Below are 20,590 nucleotides of genomic sequence, written 5' to 3' on the forward strand. Positions count from 1 at the left end.
GCCGAAGACTTACGAGAGTCCGCCATGTACGAGCTGTCCCGGGTCCGCCTCTACTCCATCGGTCCAGCCGGTGCGCGCTACGCCGACACCGTGCTCGACCTGCGGGGCGTGGGCGAGCCCGTGCCCGACCCCGCGCCCACCCAGGCGGAGTTCTTCGAGGAGGAGCCCGTCGGCCCGCCGCGCCGCCCCGCGCCCGCCGGTGTGCTCTTCCTGGAGAACGGCGGCGGCAAGTCGGTCCTGCTGAAGCTGATCTTCTCGGTGATGCTGCCGGGTCACCGCAACACCCTCGGCGGCGCCAGCTCGGGCGTGCTGCGCAAGTTCCTGCTCGCCGACGACTGCGGGCATGTCGCCCTGGAGTGGCAGCACACGCTGACCGGCGAGTGCGTCGTCGTCGGCAAGGTCAGCGAGTGGCGCGGACGGCAAGTGTCCAACGACCCGCGGAAGTTCGCCGAGGCCTGGTACTCCTTCCGGCCCGGACCCGGGCTGTCCCTGGACAACCTGCCCGTCGCCGAGGCGACTTCGGTACGGCCGGCCGTCGAGGGCCAGTCGGGCGCGCAGGGCCGCCGGCGCACCATGAAGGGCTTCCGGGACGCCCTCACCGAGGCGGGCAAGGCGTATCCGCATCTGGAGGTGCACTGGGAGGAGATCCACGACCGGTGGATCGAACACCTCGGCGATCTCGGCCTCGACCCCGAACTCTTCCGCTACCAGCGGGAGATGAACGCCGACGAGGGCGAGGCGGCCGGCCTCTTCGCGGTCAAGAAGGACTCCGACTTCACCGACCTGCTGCTGCGCGCCGTGACGGACACCCGGGACACCGACGGGCTCGCCGACCTGGTCAGCGGCTTCGGCAACAAGCTGGGCCGCCGGGCCGAGCTGATCGCCGAACGGGACTTCACCGCCGGGTCGGTGGATCTGCTCGGCCGGATCGTCGAGGCCGCCGAGGCCCGGGCGCGCGCGCGTGACATCCACACCGGCGCCGAGCGCCGCACCCGCACGCTGGCCCGTCGGCTGTCGGCGCGGGGCGCGCAGGAGCGGGTCCGGGCCGCCGACCTCGCCCAGCGTGTCACCGCCGCCGCGTACGCCGTCACGCACTCCGAGGCGGCCCGTGAGCGCAGCGCACTCATCGCCGCCGAACTCGCCTACCGGAACGCCTCCTTGGCGCTTGCCGCCGCCGAGAAGTCCGCCGCGGGGCAGAAGCGCGAACTGGCCGACGCCCGCACCCTGCACTCCGCCTGGCAGGCCGCCGAGGCGGTGCTGCGCCACCGCGCCGCCGCCGACCGCGTCGCGCGCGTGGCCGCCGCCATCCAGGAGGCCGAACGGGACGCGGCGCCCGCGCTCGCCGCCCGGGCCAAGGCCGCCGTGGATCTCGTACGGGCCCTGCACGCGGCCGCGGAGAGCGCCGAGAACCTCGCCAACGAGGAGGAGGAGCGGTCCGCCGCGCTGCAGGAGGTCAGCGAGGCCGCCTACCGGGACTCGACCGCCGCCGCCACCGAGGCACAGCGGGCCCGCAGCGAGATCGGGCATCTGCGCCAGCGTCTCACCGAGGTCGAGCAGGAGACCGCCGAGGCGGTCCGCGCGGGATGGCTCGACGACAGCGCGCCCGACGCCGACCCGGCCCGCGCCGCCCTCGCGGCCAGCGACGCCGAGAAAACGGCGGTCGCCGCCTGGGACACCGCACGTGAGGCCTCGCACAAGGCCACGGAGCACGCGCGCGAGGCGGCCTCCGCCGAGTCCCGGGCCGAGCTGACGGCCGCCCGCGCGGCGGACGCGGCGACGGCGACGCAGCGCTCCTACGAGGCCGAACGCCGCATCGCACAGGCGCTGGCGGCCGAGGAGCGACTCGCGGAGCTGCTGAACCTGTCCGGCAAGGACACCCGGCCATCGGTACCGGACGGCCGGCCGTCGGTCCCGCACCCCCGCCACGAAACGGACAGCGACGAGGCCGCCCTCACCCCCGAGGAGCTCGACCGCTTCGCCGACGAACTGCGCGAGCTGCTCGACGACTCGGTGTCCTCCGCCGAGCGGCAGCTCTTCGAGTTGCGTACCGCCGCGGCCGACGATGCGCGGATCCTCGGCGCACTCGGTGACGGCGGGCTGCTGCCGCCCGGGCCGGACGTGCTGGCCACCGTGGAGTTCCTGGGCGAGCACGGCATCCCGGCCCTGCCCGGCTGGCGCTATCTCGCCCAGGCCGTGGACCCCGCCGACCACGCGCGCGTGCTGGCCGCCCGGCCGGAGCTGGTCGACGGCGTGATCATCACTGATCCCGACACCCACGCCCGCGCCCGCGAGGCCCTCAGCGAGGCGGCGCTGCTGCCGCGGTCCGCCGTGGCCGTCGGTACGGCCGCCGCCCTGCTCGCCCCCACTCCGGCCACCGACGCGGGCGAAAGCAACGTCTTCCTCGTGCCGCCGAACCCCGCCATGCACGACGAGCACGCCGCGGACGAGGAGCGGCAGGCGCTGCGCGCCCGGGCGACGGAACGGGACGAGGAGATCAGGACGCTCGCCGCACGCCTCGGCAAGGACCGCGAGCTGGCGGCGCGGCTCGCCTCCTGGCGTACCGGCTGCCCGGCGGGCCGGCTCGTCGAGCTGGCCCGGGCCGCGCACGACGCGCGGGTGTTCGCCGAGGAGGCAGAGGCCGAGCTGACCGAGGCGCGTGCGGTGCGGGCCGAGGCCGACGAGGTCGCCGCCGAGGCCGCGCGGCTGCGGGACGAGCGGCAGGAGGCGGCGCAGAAGGCCCGGCGCGCGGCCGACGCCCTCGCCGGGCTCGCCTTCCGGCTGCGCGAGCGGGCCGGCTGGCAGGTCAAACTGCGCGAACTGGCCGACGACGGCGTCGAGTCGGAGGCCCGCGCCCAGGCCTGTCTGGAGCGGGCCCGCGCTGCCGACGAGGACCGCCGCGGCGCCCAGCGCGCCGCCGACGACGCCCGCCGCACCGCACGGGCACTGCGCGCCGAGCGCGCGGAGATCGCGGGCGCCCCGGACGACGTGCCCGAGGACGAGGAAGCGGCCCCGAAGTCCTCGCTGCCCGCACTCCGCGAGGCCTACCGCGCCGCCTCCCAGGTCTACGAGAAGGTCGGCGTCGGCGCCGACCTGCGCGCCGAACAGGCCCGCGCGGAGAGCGACGAGAGCGCGGCCCGCGCCGAGCTCGACCGCCTCAGCAACAAGGTCCGCACCCGCGCCGAGCAGCTGCTGCAGTCGCCGGACGGCTCCGACGGGCCGTCCCGGCAGGCGGCCGCAGCCCGGGCCGAGGAACTGGTGCAGCTCCTGGAGACCCGGATGTCCACCGCGAGCGAGCAGCTCGGACGGCTGCGCGGCGAGGCCGAGCGGCACGCGCCCGAGGACGGTGAGGCGCACACCGAACTGCCCGAGGAACTCGAGCCGCGCGACGCCGAGCACGCACAGGCGCTCCTGCGCACCGCGACCGCCGAACTCGCCTCCCGCACCGAGGCGTTGAGCCAGGCCCGCGAGGCACACGCCGAGCTCCTCGACGCCCACCGCGCCGCCGAGGACGCGGCCGGCGGCTTCGACGAGATCGCCGCGATGCTCCGCGACCTGCTGCGCGAGCATGTCCTGGACGAGGAGCAGGAGGAGCCGGAGCCGTACCCCGGCAGCCTGGAGGAGGCCCGGCAGTCCGCCGCGGAGGCCCGCCGCTCCCTGCGCGGCTGCGCCGCCGACCTGTCGGCCGCCGAGGCCGCCGTACGGGAGGCGAGCGATGTGCTCGTGCGGCATGCCAACTCCACCCGCTACGAGCAGGTCCGCACCCCGGCGCGGCAGCAGATCCGCGAGCTGCCCGCCTCGGCGCTGCCCGAGCACGCCCAGAAGTGGGCGGACGCGTTCGCGCCCCGACTGCGCGTCCTCACCGACGAGTTGGCGCAGCTGGAGCGGAACCGGGACTCGATCGTGGACAGGCTGCGCGGGCTCGTGGAGTCGGCGCTGGCGACACTGCGGTCCGCTCAGCGGCTGTCCCGGCTGCCCGAGGGCCTGGGCGAGTGGTCCGGGCAGGAGTTCCTGCGCATCCGCTTCGAGGAGCCCGACCAGGCCACGCTCACCGAGCGGCTCGGCGAGGTCATCGACGAGGCCACCCGGGCGGCCGTGAAGAAGAACTCCGACCTGCGACGCGACGGCATGTCCCTGCTGCTGCGGGGCGTGGGCGCGGCACTCCAGCCCAAGGGGGTCGCCGTCGAGATCCTCAAGCCGGACGCCGTGCTGCGCGCCGAGCGGGTGCCCGTCGGACAGATGGGCGACGTCTTCTCCGGCGGTCAGCTGCTCACCGCGGCCATCGCCCTGTACTGCACGATGGCCGCGCTGCGCTCGAACGACCGGGGCCGCGACAAGCACCGCCACGCGGGCACGCTGTTCCTGGACAACCCCATCGGCCGTGCCAACGCGACCTATCTGCTGGAGCTGCAGCGAGCCGTGTCGGACGCTCTGGGTGTCCAACTCCTCTACACCACCGGCCTGTTCGACACGACGGCGCTCGCGGAGTTCCCGCTGGTGATCCGGCTGCGAAACGATGCCGACCTGCGCGCCGGCCTGAAGTACATCAGCGTGGAGGAACACCTCCGCCCTGGGCTGCCGCAGCAGCCCCAAGGGGAGGAGGAGGCGGTGCACAGCGAGATCACCGCGACACGGATGTTCAAACGCCCCGCACCTGCAAACCCCTAGAGGCGAGCGACCGGGGCACCCCTCACCTTCGTCAGGGGTGCGACAACTGCCCTGCTCCGCCCCGCCGCTGTATCCGCTGCTGGGCGCGCTCGGCGGCCCGCGCCTGCCGCCGTGCCTTTCGCCGCTCGCGCCGCAGGGCGCGGGCGGTGCTGCTCGGGACCGACACCACGCCGTTGCGCTGGTTCCACACCTGGCGGGTCACCCAGACGTCGAGCGCGGCCCACGTCGCCGCCACGGTGCTCGCCACGCTGCTGAGGACCATGGGGAAGGCCAGCCATGATCCGGCCAGAGTGCACAGGAAGGCCACCATCGCCTGGATCAGCGTCACAGCGATGATCAGCACCGCCCGCACCGCGGCCGTACGCACCGGATCGGGCATACGGCGCCGCCGAGCGGGCTCCTCGATCCACAAGGGCCGGTAGTGCGGCTGCTCTTCAGCCGTGGCGCGTCCACCGGGGCTGGGCCCGCCCCTGCGCGCCGGAATGTCGTGATCCAGTGCCTCGGGGCTCTGCCGCACCGTCAGGTGCTCCGCATCACCCGCCGTGGGCGTCTCGTACCGCTCCGCCGTGCCCATCAACGTGTCACTCCCCACCGCCAGCAGACCCCCGTCCGTGTTCGAACACACAGCTCCCCAGTGGCTGCCCGGCTTGCGCTGCTTTACGCCACCCGGTTGCGGGATGCGGCTCGTGTGGCCGATTCCGCCCCCATTTCCCGAAGAGAAGGACGAACGACGCGCTTCGAAGATTCCCGGGAAACGAAAAATTCTGGCCAACTGACCGCCCCTGCCGACCGGATCCGCACCGGCGGTCACCGCGCTGACGCGGGCGGCAATCTCCCGCAATGCCCGGACAACTCCCCATCTCACCGAGCCAGTGCGGAAGTTCAGCCGTCGGACGGGTCTTCGAGTTAACTGTGCGTCGGTAGTAGGCTCGCGCCGTTTGTTGACGCACATGTGTACCCCCGGCCGGAGGGGGACGAGCTGGGGGAGGCCATGCGCTTTCGCGGGAAGTCGATCCGCCGGAAGATCGTGGCGCTGCTTCTCGTGCCGCTGGTGTCCCTCACCGCGATCTGGGGATTCGCCACGGTACTCACGGGACGGGCGGTCACTCAGCTGTTCGAGGTGTCCACGGCCGTCAAGGACATGGGCTACCCCCTCGAGGACACCGTCCGCGTCCTCCAGCAGGAGCGCCGACAGACCCTCGTCTACCTCGCCGACCCGCGGGCATCGGACGCGCTCGCCGCGCTGCGCAGCACCCGCCGCGCCTCCGACGAGGCCATCGCCAAGGTCCGCAGGAACGCCAAGGACCCCGATGTCCGCGACGGACTGAGCGCTGGCGACGACGAACGCCTCACCGCCGTCCTGGACGCCTTCAACGGCCTGGACTCCCTGCGCAGCAGCGCCGAGCAGGGCACGGTGACCCGCGCCGATGCCCTCCACCTCTACAACCGCCTCGTGGACCCCTGCTACGCCTTCCTGGCCGCCCTCGACGCGGTCGACAACGTGGAGATGGACCGGCAGGCCCGCGCGCTGGTCAACATCTCCCGCGCCCGCGAACTCCTCTCCCGGGAGGACGCCCTGCTGGGCTCCTCCCTGTTGGTCGGCACACTCACCCGCCAGGAGGTCCGCGAGGTCTCCGACCTGGTCGCGCAGCGCACCCAGTTGTACGACATCAGCCTGCCGGTGCTTCCGTCGGCCGAAAGTGAACGCTACGACCGGTTCTGGAAGAACGCCGCCACCGCCCCGCTGCGCTCGGCCGAGAAGTCCGTCATCGACTCCGGCGCCGGTACGCCCCGTTCGGTCAGCGCCAAGAGCTGGGACGCCGATGCGGACAGCGTCCTCACCGCACTCGCCACCCTCGACGACCAGGCCGGCGACCGCCTGCAGGACCGGGTGCAACCCGTCGCGATGAACGTCATCGTCAAGGCGGCCGTCGCCGGCGTCCTGGGTCTGGTCGCCGTGGTGCTCTCGCTCGTGGTCTCGGCGCGCATCGGCCGCACTCTCATCCGCGACCTGCGTCAACTGCGCCTGGAGGCCCACGAGGCGTCCGGTGTGCGGCTGCCGAGCGTCATGCGCCGCCTGTCCGCCGGTGAACAGGTCGACGTGGAGACCGAGGTCCCCCGCCTGGAGTACGACAAGAACGAGATCGGCGAGGTCGGCCAGGCCCTCAACACCCTGCAGAGGGCCGCCGTCGAGGCCGCCGTCAAGCAGGCCGAACTGCGTGCCGGGGTCTCCGAGGTGTTCGTCAACCTCGCCCGCCGCAGCCAGGTCCTGCTGCACAAGCAGCTCACCCTGCTGGACACCATGGAACGCCGGACCGAGGACACCGACGAACTCGCCGATCTGTTCCGCCTCGACCATCTGACGACCCGTATGCGGCGGCACGCCGAGGGTCTGGTGATCCTCTCCGGCGCCGCCCCTTCCCGGCAGTGGCGCAGGCCCGTCCAGCTCATGGACGTCGTCCGGGCCGCGGTCGCCGAGGTCGAGGACTACGAACGCATCGAGGTGCGCCGGCTGCCGCGGATCGCGGTCACCGGCCCGGCCGTCGCCGACCTGACCCATCTCGTGGCGGAACTCCTGGAGAACGCCACGGTGTTCTCTCCGCCGCACACGGCCGTCCAGGTCCTGGGCGAGCGGGTCGCCAACGGCTTCACACTGGAGATCCACGACCGCGGCCTCGGCATGGCGGCGGACGCCCTTCTGGACGCCAACCTCCGGCTCGCCGAGACACCGGAGTTCGAGCTGTCCGACACCGACCGGCTCGGACTGTTCGTGGTCAGCCGGCTCGCCCAGCGGCAGAACGTCCGAGTCTCCCTGCAGCCGTCCCCGTACGGCGGCACCACCGCGGTGCTGTTCGTCCCCGACGCGCTGCTGACGGACGATGTCCCGGACACCAACGGCATCGGCTTCCGTCTCGACCGGCCCCACCATGCGAAGGAGGCCGAGCTGGAGGAGCGGGCGGGCAACGCGCTCTCCCGGACGCCGGCGCAGCTTCCCGGTCTGCCCGGCGGGATCCTGGACGGCCCGGTCGAACTGGAGGCACCGGTCGACCTCGACGCCATCGAGGACTTCCCCGGTGCGCTCGACGACGAGGACAGCGAACGCGGCGGGCTCTTCCGCCCCCGTCGCTCCATCGCGCTCGCGCAGGACGAGACCACCGGCAGCGGTGCCTCGCTCCATGGCGAGCCCGACCGCCGCGAACCGGTCCGCGGCGACGCCGACGACGACATGGACGCGCCCGTCCCGCTGCCCCGCCGCCGTACGCCCAAGCTGGTCAGCTCGCACGGACGCCCGGTCACCGAGCAGCGCTCGTGGCGCGCGGATCCCGCCGAGGAGCCGCCGCCGGGTCCGGGACGCCCCGAGCCGGAAGCCGCCGCCCCCTTGCCGTCCCGGCGCCGGGCCGAGGAGCCTCCGACCGGGCGGGGCCCGGCCCGGTCCGAGCAGGAATCCGCACCCCCGCTGCCGACCCGGCGGCGCGGCGCCTCACCGCTGCGCCCGGGCACCGGCGGGAACGACCGGTCTGCCGAGCGCGCCCCATCCGCGGCACCCGAGCCAGGGGGCCGCGGCGGGCGCCCGCAGCCCCCCGCCCTGCCCATGCGCAGCCGCCCCACCGCGATCGCATCGAGCGGCCAGGACACCGCCGGCCCGCCATCCGGCGCCGCACCGCAGGAGACAGGCCCCGGCGCGGGTCCCCTGCCCCGGCGCGTACGGCAGGCCAACCTGGCACCGCAGCTCAAGCAGAGCGTCCAGCGGCGTACGGAGGACGGCCCGGAGCTCGTGGAGCGGGACGCCGACGAGGTACGCAGCCGTATGGCCTCGCTCCAGCGCGGCTGGCAGCGCGGCCGTGACGAGAACGCCGCGGGCGACGACGCCCACAGCGGCACAGCACCACAACGAACGACAAAGGGGGACGGTCGATGACCGCACCGAAGGCGAGCGGCCACACCGACACCGGCAAGTCCGGGGAGCTCAACTGGCTCCTGGACGACCTGGTGGACCGCGTGGCGAGCATCCGCAAAGCCCTCGTGCTCTCCGGCGACGGCCTGCCGACGGGCGTGTCCAAGGACCTGACCCGGGAGGACAGCGAGCACCTCGCCGCCGTCGCCTCCGGATTCCACAGCCTGGCCAAGGGGGTGGGCCGGCACTTCGAGGCCGGAAACGTCCGGCAGACCGTCGTGGAACTGGACGACGCCTTTCTCTTCGTGACGGCCGCCGGCGACGGCAGTTGCCTGGCCGTCCTCTCGGACGCCGACTCGGACGTCGGCCAGGTCGCCTATGAGATGACACTCCTCGTCAAGCGGGTCGGTGTGCATCTGGGGGCCGCTCCGCGCACCGATCTGCCCGCAGGCGGGTAGTGGGATGTCATGAGCACTGACGGTCAGGGAAGAAGCCACTGGTTCGACGACGAAGCCGGTCCGGTCGTCCGTCCGTACGCGATGACGCGCGGCCGCACCACCAGTGCGGGCCAGCACCGCCTCGACCTGATCGCGGTGGTCGTCACGGAGCCTCATGCGGACGATCCGGATGCCGACGCGACACTGTCCCCGGAACACGTGGACATCGTCGATATGTGCCGTGACGCCCCCCAGTCGGTCGCCGAGCTCGCCGCCGGACTCGATCTGCCGATCGGAGTGGTGCGGGTCCTCGTCGGTGATCTCGTCGCAGGGGAATTCGTCCATGTGACGCGGCCGGTGCCCCCTGCCGAACTGCCGGACGAGAGTATTCTGCGCGACGTGATCAACGGCCTCCGGGCACTGTGAGAGGTGCGGAAGCGGGGTACTGACGTGACAGGCTGGCAGTTCTGGGTCGACCGCGGCGGCACGTTCACCGACATCGTCGCGCGGCGCCCGGACGGCCACCTGCTGACGCACAAGCTGCTGTCGGAGAACCCGGCGCGCTACTCCGACGCGGCGGTCGCGGGCGTGCGCCAACTGCTGGACGGCTCCCAGGACCCCATTGAGGCCGTCCGGATGGGGACGACGGTCGCCACCAACGCCCTTCTGGAACGCAAGGGCGAACGCACACTGCTCGTCGTCACCCGGGGCTTCCGTGACGCGCTGCGCATCGCCTACCAGAACCGGCCGCACATCTTCGCCCGCCGCATCGAACTGCCCGAACTGCTCCACGAGCGCGTCGTGGAGGTCGACGAGCGCATCGCCGCGGACGGGACCGTCCTGCGCGCCCCCGATCTGGACGCCCTGCTCGTGCCCCTCCGGGAGGCGTACGAGGACGGCATCCGCGCCGTGGCCGTCGTCTGCATGCACAGCCATCTGCACCCCGCCCACGAGCAGGCCGTGGGGGAGCTGGCCGCACGCGTCGGTTTTCCGCAGATCTCGCTGTCCAGCGAGGTCAGCCCGCTGATGAAACTCGTGCCGCGCGGGGACACCGCGGTCGTCGACGCCTATCTGTCGCCCGTACTGCGCCGCTACGTCCAGCACGTCGCCGACGAACTCCACGGCGTACGGCTGATGTTCATGCAGTCCAACGGCGGGCTCGCCGAAGCCGGGCAGTTCCGCGGCAAGGACGCCATCCTCTCCGGGCCGGCCGGAGGCATCGTCGGCATGGCCCGGATGTCGCAGCTGGCCGGCTTCGACCGCGTCATCGGCTTCGACATGGGCGGCACCTCCACCGATGTCTCGCACTACGCGGGCGAATACGAGCGCGTCTTCACCACACAGATCGCCGGCGTCCGGCTGCGCGCCCCCATGCTGGACATTCACACCGTCGCAGCCGGTGGCGGCTCGATCCTCCACTTCGACGGCTCCCGCTACCGCGTAGGGCCGGACTCGGCGGGCGCGGACCCGGGACCCGCCTGCTACCGCGGCGGCGGTCCGCTCACCGTCACCGACGCCAACGTCATGCTCGGGCGGATCCAGCCCGCCCACTTTCCCAAGGTGTTCGGGCCGGACGGCGACCAGCCCCTCGACGCGGCGCTCGTCCGCGACCGCTTCACCGCCCTCGCCCGCGAGATCCGCACCAGGACCGGGGACGACCGCACCCCCGAGCAGGTCGCCGAGGGATACCTGCAGATCGCCGTCGCCAACATCGCCAACGCCGTCAAGCGCATCTCCGTCCAGAAGGGCCACGACGTCACCCGCTACGCCCTCACCACCTTCGGCGGCGCGGGCGGCCAGCACGCGTGCAAGGTCGCCGACTCGCTCGGCATCCGCACCGTCCTCGTACCACCCATGGCGGGTGTTCTGTCCGCGCTCGGCATCGGCCTCGCGGACACCACCGCCATGCGTGAACAGTCCGTCGAGGCGCCGCTGGAGCCGGCCTCCATGCCCGCCGTCCTCAAGACGGCCGACGACCTGGAGGGAGCGGCCCGCGCGGAACTCCTCGCCGAGGACGTCCCCGAGGACCGCATCCAGGTAACCCGCCGCGCGCAGCTGCGCTACGACGGCACGGACACCACCCTCACCGTCGAGCTGACCGACCCCGACACGATGCGTCACACCTTCGAAGAACGTCATCGTGCCACGTACTCCTTCACGCTCGACCGCCCGATCGTCGTCGAAGCCCTCTCCGTCGAAGCCACCGGCATCACAGAACCCCCCGATCTCTCCGCCCTCGCCCCGTACGAAGGCCGCACCGCCGCCCCGGACGCCGTGCGCCTGCACACCGGCGGCGCCTGGCGCGACGTCCCCCTCCACCGCCGCGAGGACCTCCCTCCCGGCGAAACCGTCACCGGCCCCGCGATCATCACCGAGGCCAGTGCGACGACCGTCGTCGACGACGACTGGCAGGCCGTGGCACGAGACGACGGGCATCTGGTCATGGAACGTGCGGTGATTACGGAGAGTTCCGACCTCGGCACAGAAGCCGATCCGGTTCTCCTTGAGGTCTTCAACAACCTCTTCATGTCGATCGCCGAACAGATGGGCGCCCGGCTGGAGTCCACCGCCCAGTCCGTCAACATCAAGGAGCGGCTCGACTTCTCCTGCGCCCTCTTCGACCCGGATGGAAACCTGGTGGCCAACGCGCCGCACATCCCCGTCCACCTGGGTTCCATGGGCACCAGCGTCAAGGAGGTCATCCGGCGCCGGGGCACGTCGATGCGGCCCGGCGACACCTACGCCGTCAACGACCCGTACCACGGCGGCACCCACCTGCCGGACGTCACGGTGATCACCCCCGTGTTCAGCACGCAGGGTGACCGAATCCTCTTCTACGTCGCCTCGCGCGGCCACCACGCCGAGATCGGCGGCATCGCCCCGGGCTCCATGCCGGCGGGCAGCCGCACGATCGACGAGGAAGGCATCCTCTTCGACAACTGGCTGCTCGCCGAGGACGGCCGCTTCCGCGAGACGGAGACCCTCGGCCTGCTCACCGGGGCGCCCTACCCCTCCCGCAACCCCAGGACCAACCTCGCCGACCTGCGCGCCCAGATCGCCGCCAACCAGAAGGGCGTCGACGAAGTCGCCCGTATGATCGAGAACTTCGGCCTCGACGTGGTGCAGGCCTACATGAGGCACGTCCAGGACAACGCCGAGGAGGCCGTGAGACGGGTCGTCGACGCCCTGGACGACGGCGAGTACGCCTACGAGACCGACTCGGGTGCCGTCATCCGCGTACGCGTGCGCGTGGACCGCGAAAACCGCCGCGCGACCATCGACTTCACCGGAACCTCCCCCCAGCTGGCGAGCAACTTCAACGCCCCCTTCGCCGTGGTCAACGCGGCCGTCCTGTATGTGTTCCGCACCCTCGTCGCCGACGACATCCCGCTCAACGACGGCTGTCTGCGCCCTCTCGACATCGTCGTCCCGCCCGGCTCCATGCTCGCGCCCGAGCCGCCGGCCGCAGTGGTCGCGGGCAACGTCGAGACCTCCCAGGCCATCACCGGCGCCCTCTACGCGGCCCTCGGCGTCCAGGCCGAAGGCTCCGGGACCATGAACAACGTCACCTTCGGGAACGAGCGGCACCAGTACTACGAGACCGTGGCCTCCGGCTCCGGCGCGGGCGAGGGCTTCCCGGGTGCGCCCGTCGTGCAGACCCACATGACCAACTCGCGGCTCACCGACCCCGAGGTCCTGGAGTGGCGGCTGCCCGTGCAGCTCGACGAGTTCGCCGTCCGGCACGGCAGCGGCGGCTCCGGCCGGTGGCGGGGCGGGGACGGCGCGGTGCGCCGCATCCGCTTCCACGAGCCCATGACGGTCTCCACCCTCTCCCAGCACCGCAGGGTTCCGCCCTACGGCATGGCGGGCGGCAGGCCCGGTGCGCTGGGCGCGAACCGGGTGGAGCACGCGGACGGCACGGTCACCCCGCTCGCCGGAAGCGACTCCGCGGACGTCGGCCCCGGCGACGTGCTCGTCATCGAAACCCCCGGCGGCGGAGGCTATGGACCGCCGTCGTCCCACCCCCAGCAAGCAGGAGAAGAGATCGATGATCTTCGGGCGTTCTGAGCGCGGGAAGCCTCCGGTAGAGCCCGTCACGCTCAAGATCCTGGTGGCCGGCGGTTTCGGCGTGGGCAAGACCACCCTCGTCGGCGCGGTCAGCGAGATCAGGCCGTTGCGCACCGAGGAGCTGCTCACCGAGGCCGGACGGCCCGTCGACGACACGAGCGGCGTGGAGGGCAAGCACACCACCACCGTGGCCATGGACTTCGGCCGCATCACCCTCCGTGAGGACCTGGTGCTGTACCTGTTCGGCACGCCCGGCCAGGAACGGTTCTGGTTCATGTGGGACGAGCTCTCCGAGGGCGCCCTCGGAGCCGTCGTGCTCGCCGACACGCGCCGCCTGGAGGACTGCTTCGCCGCGGTCGACTACTTCGAGCGGCGCTCCATACCCTTCCTCGTCGGCGTCAACTGCTTCGAGGGCTCGGCCCGATACCCGGCCGACGACGTCCGCCAGGCCCTCGACCTGGACGAGGACGTACCACTCGTGCTGTGCGACGCCCGCGACCGCGAGTCCGTCAAGGAGGTCCTCATCGGCGTGGTCCAGCACGCCATGGCATACGCGGCCGACCGCCGCCAGACCGTCACCACCTGAACCATGTGCGCGGCCCGTACCCCCGCCGACCGGGGTACGGGCCGCAGCCGAAGGGCTCACGCACGCGCGCGTGGGCCTAGTTCTCGCCGTCCTCCTCCCAGGCGAAGCTCTTCTCCACGGCCTTGCGCCAGTTGTGGTACTGGCGGTCCCGTACGGATGCCTCCATGGCGGGCGTCCACTCGACGTCCTTCTGCCAGTGGGACTTCAGCTCGTCGAGGTCGTTCCACACGCCGGTGGCGAGCCCGGCAGCGTACGCGGCGCCGAGACAGGTCGTCTCGGAGACCTTCGGGCGGACCACCGGAACATCGAGCACGTCCGCCTGGTGCTGCATGAGCAGGTTGTTCTTGGTCATGCCGCCGTCCACCTTCAGGGTGGTGATGTGCACCCCGGAGTCCTGGTACATGGCGTCCACGACCTCGCGCGTCTGCCAGCTCGTCGCTTCGAGCACGGCCCGGGCCAGGTGTGCCTTGGTGACGTAGCGGGTCAGGCCGGTGATGACCCCGCGCGCGTCGGAGCGCCAGTACGGCGCGAACAGGCCGGAGAAGGCGGGCACGATGTACGCTCCGCCGTTGTCCTCGACACTCGCCGCCAGGGGCTCGATCTCGTCGGCGGTACGGATGATGCCCAGCTGGTCGCGGAACCATTGCACGAGGGCACCGGTGATGGCTATGGACCCTTCCAGACAGTAGACAGGCGCCTCACTGCCGATCTTGTAGCCCATGGTCGTCAGCAGCCCGCTCTTCGACGCCACTGGACGGTTGCCGGTGTTCAGCAGCAGGAAGCTGCCCGTGCCGTAGGTGTTCTTGGCCGTGCCCACGTCATAGCAGGCCTGCCCGAACACGGCCGCCTGCTGGTCGCCGAGGGCCGACGCGACCGGCACCCCGGCCAGCTGACCCACGGCGGTGCCGTACACCTCGGCCGACGACTTGATCTCGGGGAGGACGGCTTCGGGGATGTTCATCGCGGAGAGGATGGACGGGTCCCACTGGAGGGTCTCCAGGTTCATCAGCATGGTGCGCCCGGCGTTGGTGACGTCCGTGACGTGCTGTCCGCCGTCGGTGCCGCCCGTCAGGTTCCAGATGAGCCAGGAGTCGATGGTGCCGAAGGCGATCTCGCCGTTCTCGGCCCGGGCCCTGAGCCCGGGCACGTTGTCCAGCAGCCAGGCGGCCTTCGGCCCCGAGAAGTAGGTGGCCAGCGGCAGTCCGGTCTGCTCGCGGAAACGGTCCTGCCCGTCCGAGCCGCCGAGCTGGTTGGTCAGCGCCGCGGTGCGGGTGTCCTGCCACACGATGGCGTTGTGCACGGGTTTGCCCGTCGCGCGGTCCCACAGGACCGTGGTTTCGCGCTGGTTGGTGATGCCGAGTGCGCTGAGCTGGTCGGTGCGCAGCCCGGCTTTGGCGATCGCGCCGGCGACCACCGCCTGCACCTTGGACCAGATCTCCGTGGCGTCGTGCTCCACCCAGCCGGGCTTCGGGAAGATCTGGCGGTGTTCGCGCTGGTCGACAGCGACGATCGCGCCGTCCTGGTTGAACACGATGCAGCGGCTGGACGTGGTGCCCTGGTCGATAGCGGCGACGAACTTGTCCGTCATGACGTCCCCTTCGTCGTTCCTTCAGAAGGCTGCTTTGGATCAGAGGGCTGCTGGGAGGACGAGCCCGGAAAGCACCCCGCCGATCAGCGGTCCGACCACCGGGTTCCACATGCCGCGGCCTTCGCCGTGGGTGTCTGCGTTGCTCATGGCGGCTCCTAGGCCCTGTCCCGGGGTGATCGACCCCGGTTCTCGGTGCAGGGTGCGTTTCCCGTGGCGACTTCAGCCGAAGGCGGGGAAGCTCCCGCGCCCCGCCCGGCGTCCGTGACGAGCGTGCCGTCGCAGCCGAATCGCCCGTGGGGGAACGGACCTGTCTTCAGGCGGGGCCCGCGCGGCGCGTGCCTGGATACACCGTGTATGTACGGCGATGTCGACTGACACCGGAAGTGTTCACCGGCGCCCACAGAGCGTCAAGGTCGCCGACACCAACGGTGACAGCCGCCGTTGTGTCCGAGCGAAGGGAATTGCGGTCGGTCGGTTACGACGATCAGCCTAGGCCGGGTTCCGCCACCGCGCACCCGGCCTGGGCGGGAGCCGTCCCCGAGCCGCGCCGGATCTCGTGGCCCGGCAGACCCGCCCGGCCCAGCACCCAGCTCGGCCCGTGCAGCGATTTCGCGGCCTTCTTCAGCGGCGCGAGACACGCGGCGGCCTGCCGGTGGTCCGTCACACTGCCCGGCGGGCACACGACTGTGGCCAGGGACAACGTGACGGGACGCCCACCCGCCGACCAGGGCATGTCCAGCACCGCACCGGCCAGCGGATCCAGCCACTCCGGTTCTGCGAGCACCAGGAAGTCGTCCCCGCCGATGTGGCCGACGCGAGTGTTCCCGGACGCCGCATGTTGCAGTGCCCGCCCCACCGAGCGGATCAGCTCGTCCCCTGCCGCGAACCCGGCCCCGTCGTTGACCTGCTTGAAGTGGTCCACGTCCAGCCAGCTCAGCGCGAAGGGCCGGCCGTCCGCGATGCGGCGGTCCACCTCGCCGGTGATCGCGTCCGAGCCGGGCAGACGGGTGAGCGGATTGAGCCCGGCCGCCTCCTCGACCCGGCTCTCGGCCAGTGCCCGCACGAGGTCCGCGAGCCGCACGACACCCACGCACCGCCCGGCCCGGTCCACCACCGCCACATCGTCCGAGGTGCGGCCACGGTCACCGACGGCCACCACGTCCAGGACCTCCCAGGCGGTGGCGTCGACGCCCACCGTCCGCGGCGCGTCCCCCAGCTTGGCGGCGGGCCGGTCGGCGTACAGCGCATGTCCGTAGCGTCCCGACATCGACAGCAGGAAGCGTGAGCGGTGCACCGACCGGACGGGCCTTCCGTGCGCGTCCACGAGCAGCACTCCCGACACCTCGGGAGCCCCGGTCAGCAGTGCCCGTACCTGACCTGCCGACGCGGTGGCGGGCAGCAGCGCGGCGGGCCGTACGAATTCCAGCACCGAAGGGCCCGACCTCGGGACCGCCAGGGCGCCGGGGGAGCGGGGCGGAACGTATACGTCCGCCGCGGGCAGCCGGGCCGGCGGGGCGAACAGCTCGCCCTGCGCCAGCTGAGCACCGGCCGAGACCGCCGCCGCGCACTGCAGTTCCGTCTCGACCCCCTCCACGGACAGGAGCGCTCCCAAGTGCTCGCACAGTGTCCGCATCGCCCTGACCGCTGCCGGACGCGCCAGCAGCGACGCATCCAGCTTCACCAGGTCGGGCCCCATGTCGGTGAGCAGCCGCAGGGGTACGTCCCCGTCCCCGACGCCGTCCGCACTGATCCGGAAGCCCTGCGCCCGCAGCGCGCTCACCGCCTCCAGCAACGCCTGCTGCGGGACGTGCGTGTACGGCGGCCCGATGTCGATCGTCACCTCCCACGGCAGCCGTCCCGCCTCCCGCACGGCGGTGTGCAGCGGGGTCAGGCCGCCGAGGTCGGCCAGGGTGCCCGCGAACACGTTGACGTGCAGCGGCAGCAGCGTCTCCTTGCGAGCGGCCGCACGGACGGCCAACACCGCCAGCCGGCCGTCGAGTTCGGGGTCTCGACGTGCCTCGGCCAGGATGTCGCCGGTCTCCGGGCGAGCGAGTATCTCCAGCCCTGCGACCCCTCCGGTGGTCAGGTTGACCACCGGCTGAAAGGCGAAGCGGAGAGTATCCGTCCAGGAGTGCACGGGAGCATGATGGCTCCGCCGGCGCACGCCCAGGCCCAGTTCATGAGACGTTCACGCAGGATTCCGGGCCGATCACTCAGCGTATGGGAAAGGGCTTGCGACGTCGTCCTACCGCAGCGCGACGACCGCCGACCCGTGCCCGAACAGTCCCTGGTTCGCCGAGATGCCCACACGCGCCGCCGCCACCTGCCGCTGACCCGCCTGCTGCCTCAACTGCCAGGTCAGCTCGCACACTTGGGCAATCGCCTGAGCGGGAACCGCCTCTCCGAAGGAGGCCAGCCCGCCACTCACGTTCACCGGTATTCGCCCGCCCAGGGCCGTCGCCCCCTCTCTGAGCAGCTTGGCGCCCTCTCCCTGCCCGCACAGCCCCAGATCCTCGTACCACTGCAACTCCAGGGCGGTGGACAGGTCGTATACCTCCGCGAGGGACAGGTCCTCGGGGCCGAGGCCCGCCTCCTCGTAGGCCGCCCGCGCGATCGACGCGCGGAACGTGTCGGCGGCGGGCTCCACCGCCACCGCGGAGTCCGTCGCGATGTCCGGCAGATCAAGGACCGTGTTGGGGTAACGAGGCGTCACCGTGGACACGGCCCGGATCCGCACCGGCCGGCTCGCTCCGTGCCGACGTGCGAATTCCATGCTCGACAGCACCAGAGCCGCGCCTCCGTCCGACGTCGCGCAGATGTCGAGCAGCCGCAGCGGATCGGCGACCACCGCCGAGGCGGCGACCTCCTCGGCGGTGACCGGCTTGCGGTAGCGGGCGTTCGGATTGAGCGCCCCCAGGACCGAGTTCTTCACCTTGACCTGTGCGAAGTCCTCCGGCGTGTCGCCGTGCACGGCCATGCGGCGGCGCGCGTACAGCCCGAAGTACGTCGGATTCGTCGCCCCCAGCACCCGGAAGCGCAGCCAGTCCGGATCGTCGGGCCGGTCCCCTCCCGCCGGGCGGAAGAACCCCTTGGGTGCCGCGTCGGCGCCGACCACGAGGACCACGTCCGCGAGTCCCGAAAGAATCTGCGCCCGCGCGGTGTTGACGGCCTGCGCCCCGGACGCGCACGCCGCGTACACACTGGCCACCCTTGCCCCCTGCCAGCCCAGAGCCTTCGCGAAGGTCGCCCCCGCCACATAGCCCGGATAGCCGCCCCGCACGGTGTCGGCGCCGACGACCGAGCCGATGTCCCGCCACTCCAGCCCGGCGTCGGCGAGCGCCGCACGGGCCGCCGCAGCCCCGTACTCGACGAAGCTGCGCCCCCACTTGCCCCACGGGTGCATTCCCGCGCCGAGCACCGCCACCTCACCCGTCATGCCCTCACCCCCGTCGGCCGCCAGTGCCAGGTCGTCCAGACCGTCTCCCCGTCCTCATGGAGCACGCCCGGGACGGCCTCCACCTCCATGCCCACCGTCAGATCGGCGACGGTGACCCCGGGAGCCGCCTGCCCCAGCACCACGATCCGCTCGGACTCCAGCTCCACAGCGATCAACGCGTACGGCTCCCACGGAAGTTCCGGATCGGTCACATAGGGTGACGGTGGCCGGTACCGGCTGTCGGTGTACGACCAGATGCGCCCGCCCCGGGACAGCGGCACCTCCTCAAGAGCTCCGCCGGCGCATCCGGGATTCCGGCAGTGGGTGTCCTCGCGGGGGAAGAACACCGAGCCGCACGATGCGCAGCGGGTGCCGAGGAGCCTGAAGCCGTCCCCGTCGCCGGTGAACCACCCGTCGACCACGGGCATGCGTGTACGAGACAAAGCCCCTCCCTGGCATACGATCTGACGGGACGTCAGAAGTGTGTCACGGGCATCCGGAATTGGGCAGGGCAGGAGACATGACACGTCTCTCCAGTGCAGTACGCGGTCTGATCACCGCACTCGCCGCCCTGCTGGCCGTGACCGCAGCCTCCGCTCCCACCCGGGCCACGACGGAGCCCAGGGCGCCGAGGGATTTCGTGGCCCTGAGAACCGTGGACCCGACGATCATCCAGGAGATGCGCTACTTCACCCCGCACAACTTCGTCGGCGAGCGCATCGACGGCTACCAGCAGCCGATCTGCCTCCTCACCCGGCCGGCCGCCGAAGCACTCCACAAGGCCCAGTTGAGGCTGCTGCGCAAGGGCTACACCCTCAAGGTCTACGACTGCTACCGGCCGCAGCGCGCCGTGAACCACTTCGTCCGCTGGGCCGAGGACCTCGACGACCAGGCGATGAAGGGCGAGTTCTACCCGAACGTCGACAAGACCCGTCTGTTCGAGGACGGTTACATCGCGGAGAAATCCGGCCACAGCCGCGGCTCGACCATGGACCTCACGATCGTGAAGCTCCCCGCGAAACCGACCCGGCCGTACCACCCGGGAGAGCCCCTGGTGCCCTGCTACGCCCCCAAGGACGAGCGCTTCCCCGACAACTCCGTCGACATGGGCACCGGCTTCGACTGCTTCGACACCCTCGCCCACACCCTCGACCCGCGCATCCAGGGCGAACAGCGCGCCAACAGGCTGCTCCTCAAGGCCACCCTTGAAGGGCTCGGATTCGTGAACCTCGCCGAGGAATGGTGGCACTACACGTACAAGCCCGAGCCCTACCCGGACACCTACTTCGACTTCCCCGTCTCCTGGAAGGCGCTCACCAGCGGCAACTGAGCCGCCCCCCGGAGACGTCCATCAGTTGATCGGATACATTCCGCTTCGTGTCCGAAACTCATGCCTCCACCCCCAACTCCGCGCCCGACTCACACTGTTCGAGCTGCGGAGCGCCCTACGGAGAGGGCGTCTCCGGCTGGCCCCGCACCTGCCCGGCCTGCCACGCGGTGGCCTACCGCAACCCGCTGCCGGTGGCCATCGCGCTCCAGCCCGTGTACGACACGAAGGGCACCGCCCTGGTCGTCATCACCCGAACCGTCGCCCCCGCGCGCGGAGGCATCGCGTTGCCCGGTGGTTACATCGACGACCGCGAGGACTGGCGGCAGGCCGTCGTCCGCGAGCTCAAGGAAGAGACCGGCATCGACGCGGCCGGCCGCGACGTGCGGCTCGTCGACGCCATGAGCTCACCCGACGGGCACCTGCTGCTGTTCGGACTCCTTCCGGAGCGGCCGGCCGAAGGCCTCCCGCAGTCCACGGCCACCGACGAGACGGAGGGCTGGCACCTCCTGCGCAGGCCGGAGGAGCTCGCCTTCCCCCTGCACACGCTCGCCGTACGGGCCTGGTTCGAGGGCCGGTACGTCTGAG

At 71.7% G+C, this 20,590-nt stretch carries 13 protein-coding genes; 8 read left to right on the forward strand and 5 right to left on the reverse strand.

Going from position 1 to position 20,590, the window contains the following annotated elements; all coding sequences use genetic code 11:
* Positions 1–24: 24 nt before the first annotated feature.
* On the forward strand, positions 25–4,665 hold the full coding sequence (locus tag ABT254_RS11145) for a coiled-coil domain-containing protein (protein ID WP_351466841.1): 4,641 nt from the start codon (positions 25–27) through the stop codon (positions 4,663–4,665).
* A 31-nt stretch (positions 4,666–4,696) separates the two neighbouring features.
* On the opposite strand, the gene ABT254_RS11150 is transcribed toward ABT254_RS11145, so the two are convergent.
* Entirely contained in the window at positions 4,697–5,239 is a 543-nt protein-coding gene (locus ABT254_RS11150; protein WP_351466908.1) for a hypothetical protein, read from the reverse strand.
* A 417-nt stretch (positions 5,240–5,656) separates the two neighbouring features.
* Between ABT254_RS11150 and ABT254_RS11155 the strand changes: the two genes are divergently transcribed.
* From ABT254_RS11155 to ABT254_RS11175, 5 genes are read left to right on the forward strand one after another with little or no spacing between them, the layout of a single operon-like run.
* Positions 5,657–8,584: a nitrate- and nitrite sensing domain-containing protein gene (locus tag ABT254_RS11155; RefSeq protein ID WP_351466844.1), complete on the forward strand. Its 2,928-nt coding sequence runs from the start codon at positions 5,657–5,659 to the stop codon at positions 8,582–8,584.
* The gene (locus tag ABT254_RS11160; RefSeq protein WP_099927375.1) at positions 8,581–9,018 is read left to right on the forward strand and encodes a roadblock/LC7 domain-containing protein; all 438 of its coding nucleotides are present in this window, start codon (positions 8,581–8,583) and stop codon (positions 9,016–9,018) included. Before ABT254_RS11155 ends, ABT254_RS11160 begins: the two co-directional genes overlap by 4 nt.
* Before the next feature lie 9 nt (positions 9,019–9,027).
* Complete coding sequence (locus tag ABT254_RS11165) at positions 9,028–9,423, forward strand: DUF742 domain-containing protein (RefSeq protein ID WP_351466847.1); 396 nt, start codon at positions 9,028–9,030, stop codon at positions 9,421–9,423.
* 24 nt (positions 9,424–9,447) lie between these two features.
* The gene (locus tag ABT254_RS11170; RefSeq protein WP_351466849.1) at positions 9,448–13,065 is read left to right on the forward strand and encodes a hydantoinase B/oxoprolinase family protein; all 3,618 of its coding nucleotides are present in this window, start codon (positions 9,448–9,450) and stop codon (positions 13,063–13,065) included.
* Positions 13,046–13,651, forward strand: a complete 606-nt coding sequence (locus ABT254_RS11175; protein WP_123963798.1) for a GTP-binding protein — start codon at positions 13,046–13,048, stop codon at positions 13,649–13,651. Before ABT254_RS11170 ends, ABT254_RS11175 begins: the two co-directional genes overlap by 20 nt.
* A gap of 76 nt (positions 13,652–13,727) precedes the next feature.
* Here the strand turns inward: ABT254_RS11175 and glpK are convergent, their stop codons facing one another.
* From glpK to ABT254_RS11195, 4 genes are all read right to left on the reverse strand, one after another.
* Positions 13,728–15,239: a glycerol kinase GlpK gene (gene glpK / locus ABT254_RS11180; RefSeq protein ID WP_351466851.1), complete on the reverse strand. Its 1,512-nt coding sequence runs from the start codon at positions 15,237–15,239 to the stop codon at positions 13,728–13,730.
* 484 nt (positions 15,240–15,723) lie between these two features.
* The gene (locus ABT254_RS11185; protein ID WP_351466853.1) at positions 15,724–17,376 is read right to left on the reverse strand and encodes an EAL domain-containing protein; all 1,653 of its coding nucleotides are present in this window, start codon (positions 17,374–17,376) and stop codon (positions 15,724–15,726) included.
* Positions 17,377–17,484: 108 nt separating this feature from the next.
* Positions 17,485–18,675: a lipid-transfer protein gene (locus tag ABT254_RS11190; RefSeq protein WP_351466855.1), complete on the reverse strand. Its 1,191-nt coding sequence runs from the start codon at positions 18,673–18,675 to the stop codon at positions 17,485–17,487.
* A complete protein-coding gene (locus tag ABT254_RS11195) occupies positions 18,672–19,097 on the reverse strand; it encodes a Zn-ribbon domain-containing OB-fold protein (RefSeq protein ID WP_351466911.1) in 426 nt (141 codons plus the stop codon). Before ABT254_RS11195 ends, ABT254_RS11190 begins: the two co-directional genes overlap by 4 nt.
* 98 nt (positions 19,098–19,195) lie before the next feature.
* Here ABT254_RS11195 and ABT254_RS11200 point away from each other — a divergent pair, with 98 nt between their 5' ends.
* Both ABT254_RS11200 and ABT254_RS11205 read left to right on the forward strand, forming a co-directional pair.
* On the forward strand, positions 19,196–20,005 hold the full coding sequence (locus ABT254_RS11200) for a M15 family metallopeptidase (protein WP_351466858.1): 810 nt from the start codon (positions 19,196–19,198) through the stop codon (positions 20,003–20,005).
* 47 nt (positions 20,006–20,052) lie between these two features.
* Positions 20,053–20,589, forward strand: a complete 537-nt coding sequence (locus ABT254_RS11205) for an NUDIX domain-containing protein (RefSeq protein ID WP_344405891.1) — start codon at positions 20,053–20,055, stop codon at positions 20,587–20,589.
* Position 20,590 lies beyond the last annotated feature (1 nt).

The sequence above is a fragment of the Streptomyces sp. NPDC001137 genome (assembly GCF_040298885.1).
Classification (GTDB): domain Bacteria; phylum Actinomycetota; class Actinomycetes; order Streptomycetales; family Streptomycetaceae; genus Streptomyces.

What these genes read in the sequence shown, in the direction of transcription:
- ABT254_RS11145 (WP_351466841.1), top strand. Translation starts at nt 25, where the DNA reads ATGTACGAGCTGTCCCGGGTCCGCCTCTACTCCATCGGTCCAGCCGGT.
- ABT254_RS11150 (WP_351466908.1), bottom strand. Translation starts at nt 5,239, where the DNA reads ATGGGCACGGCGGAGCGGTACGAGACGCCCACGGCGGGTGATGCGGAG.
- ABT254_RS11155 (WP_351466844.1), top strand. Translation starts at nt 5,657, where the DNA reads ATGCGCTTTCGCGGGAAGTCGATCCGCCGGAAGATCGTGGCGCTGCTT.
- ABT254_RS11160 (WP_099927375.1), top strand. Translation starts at nt 8,581, where the DNA reads ATGACCGCACCGAAGGCGAGCGGCCACACCGACACCGGCAAGTCCGGG.
- ABT254_RS11165 (WP_351466847.1), top strand. Translation starts at nt 9,028, where the DNA reads ATGAGCACTGACGGTCAGGGAAGAAGCCACTGGTTCGACGACGAAGCC.
- ABT254_RS11175 (WP_123963798.1), top strand. Translation starts at nt 13,046, where the DNA reads ATGATCTTCGGGCGTTCTGAGCGCGGGAAGCCTCCGGTAGAGCCCGTC.
- glpK (WP_351466851.1), bottom strand. Translation starts at nt 15,239, where the DNA reads ATGACGGACAAGTTCGTCGCCGCTATCGACCAGGGCACCACGTCCAGC.
- ABT254_RS11190 (WP_351466855.1), bottom strand. Translation starts at nt 18,675, where the DNA reads ATGACGGGTGAGGTGGCGGTGCTCGGCGCGGGAATGCACCCGTGGGGC.
- ABT254_RS11200 (WP_351466858.1), top strand. Translation starts at nt 19,196, where the DNA reads ATGACACGTCTCTCCAGTGCAGTACGCGGTCTGATCACCGCACTCGCC.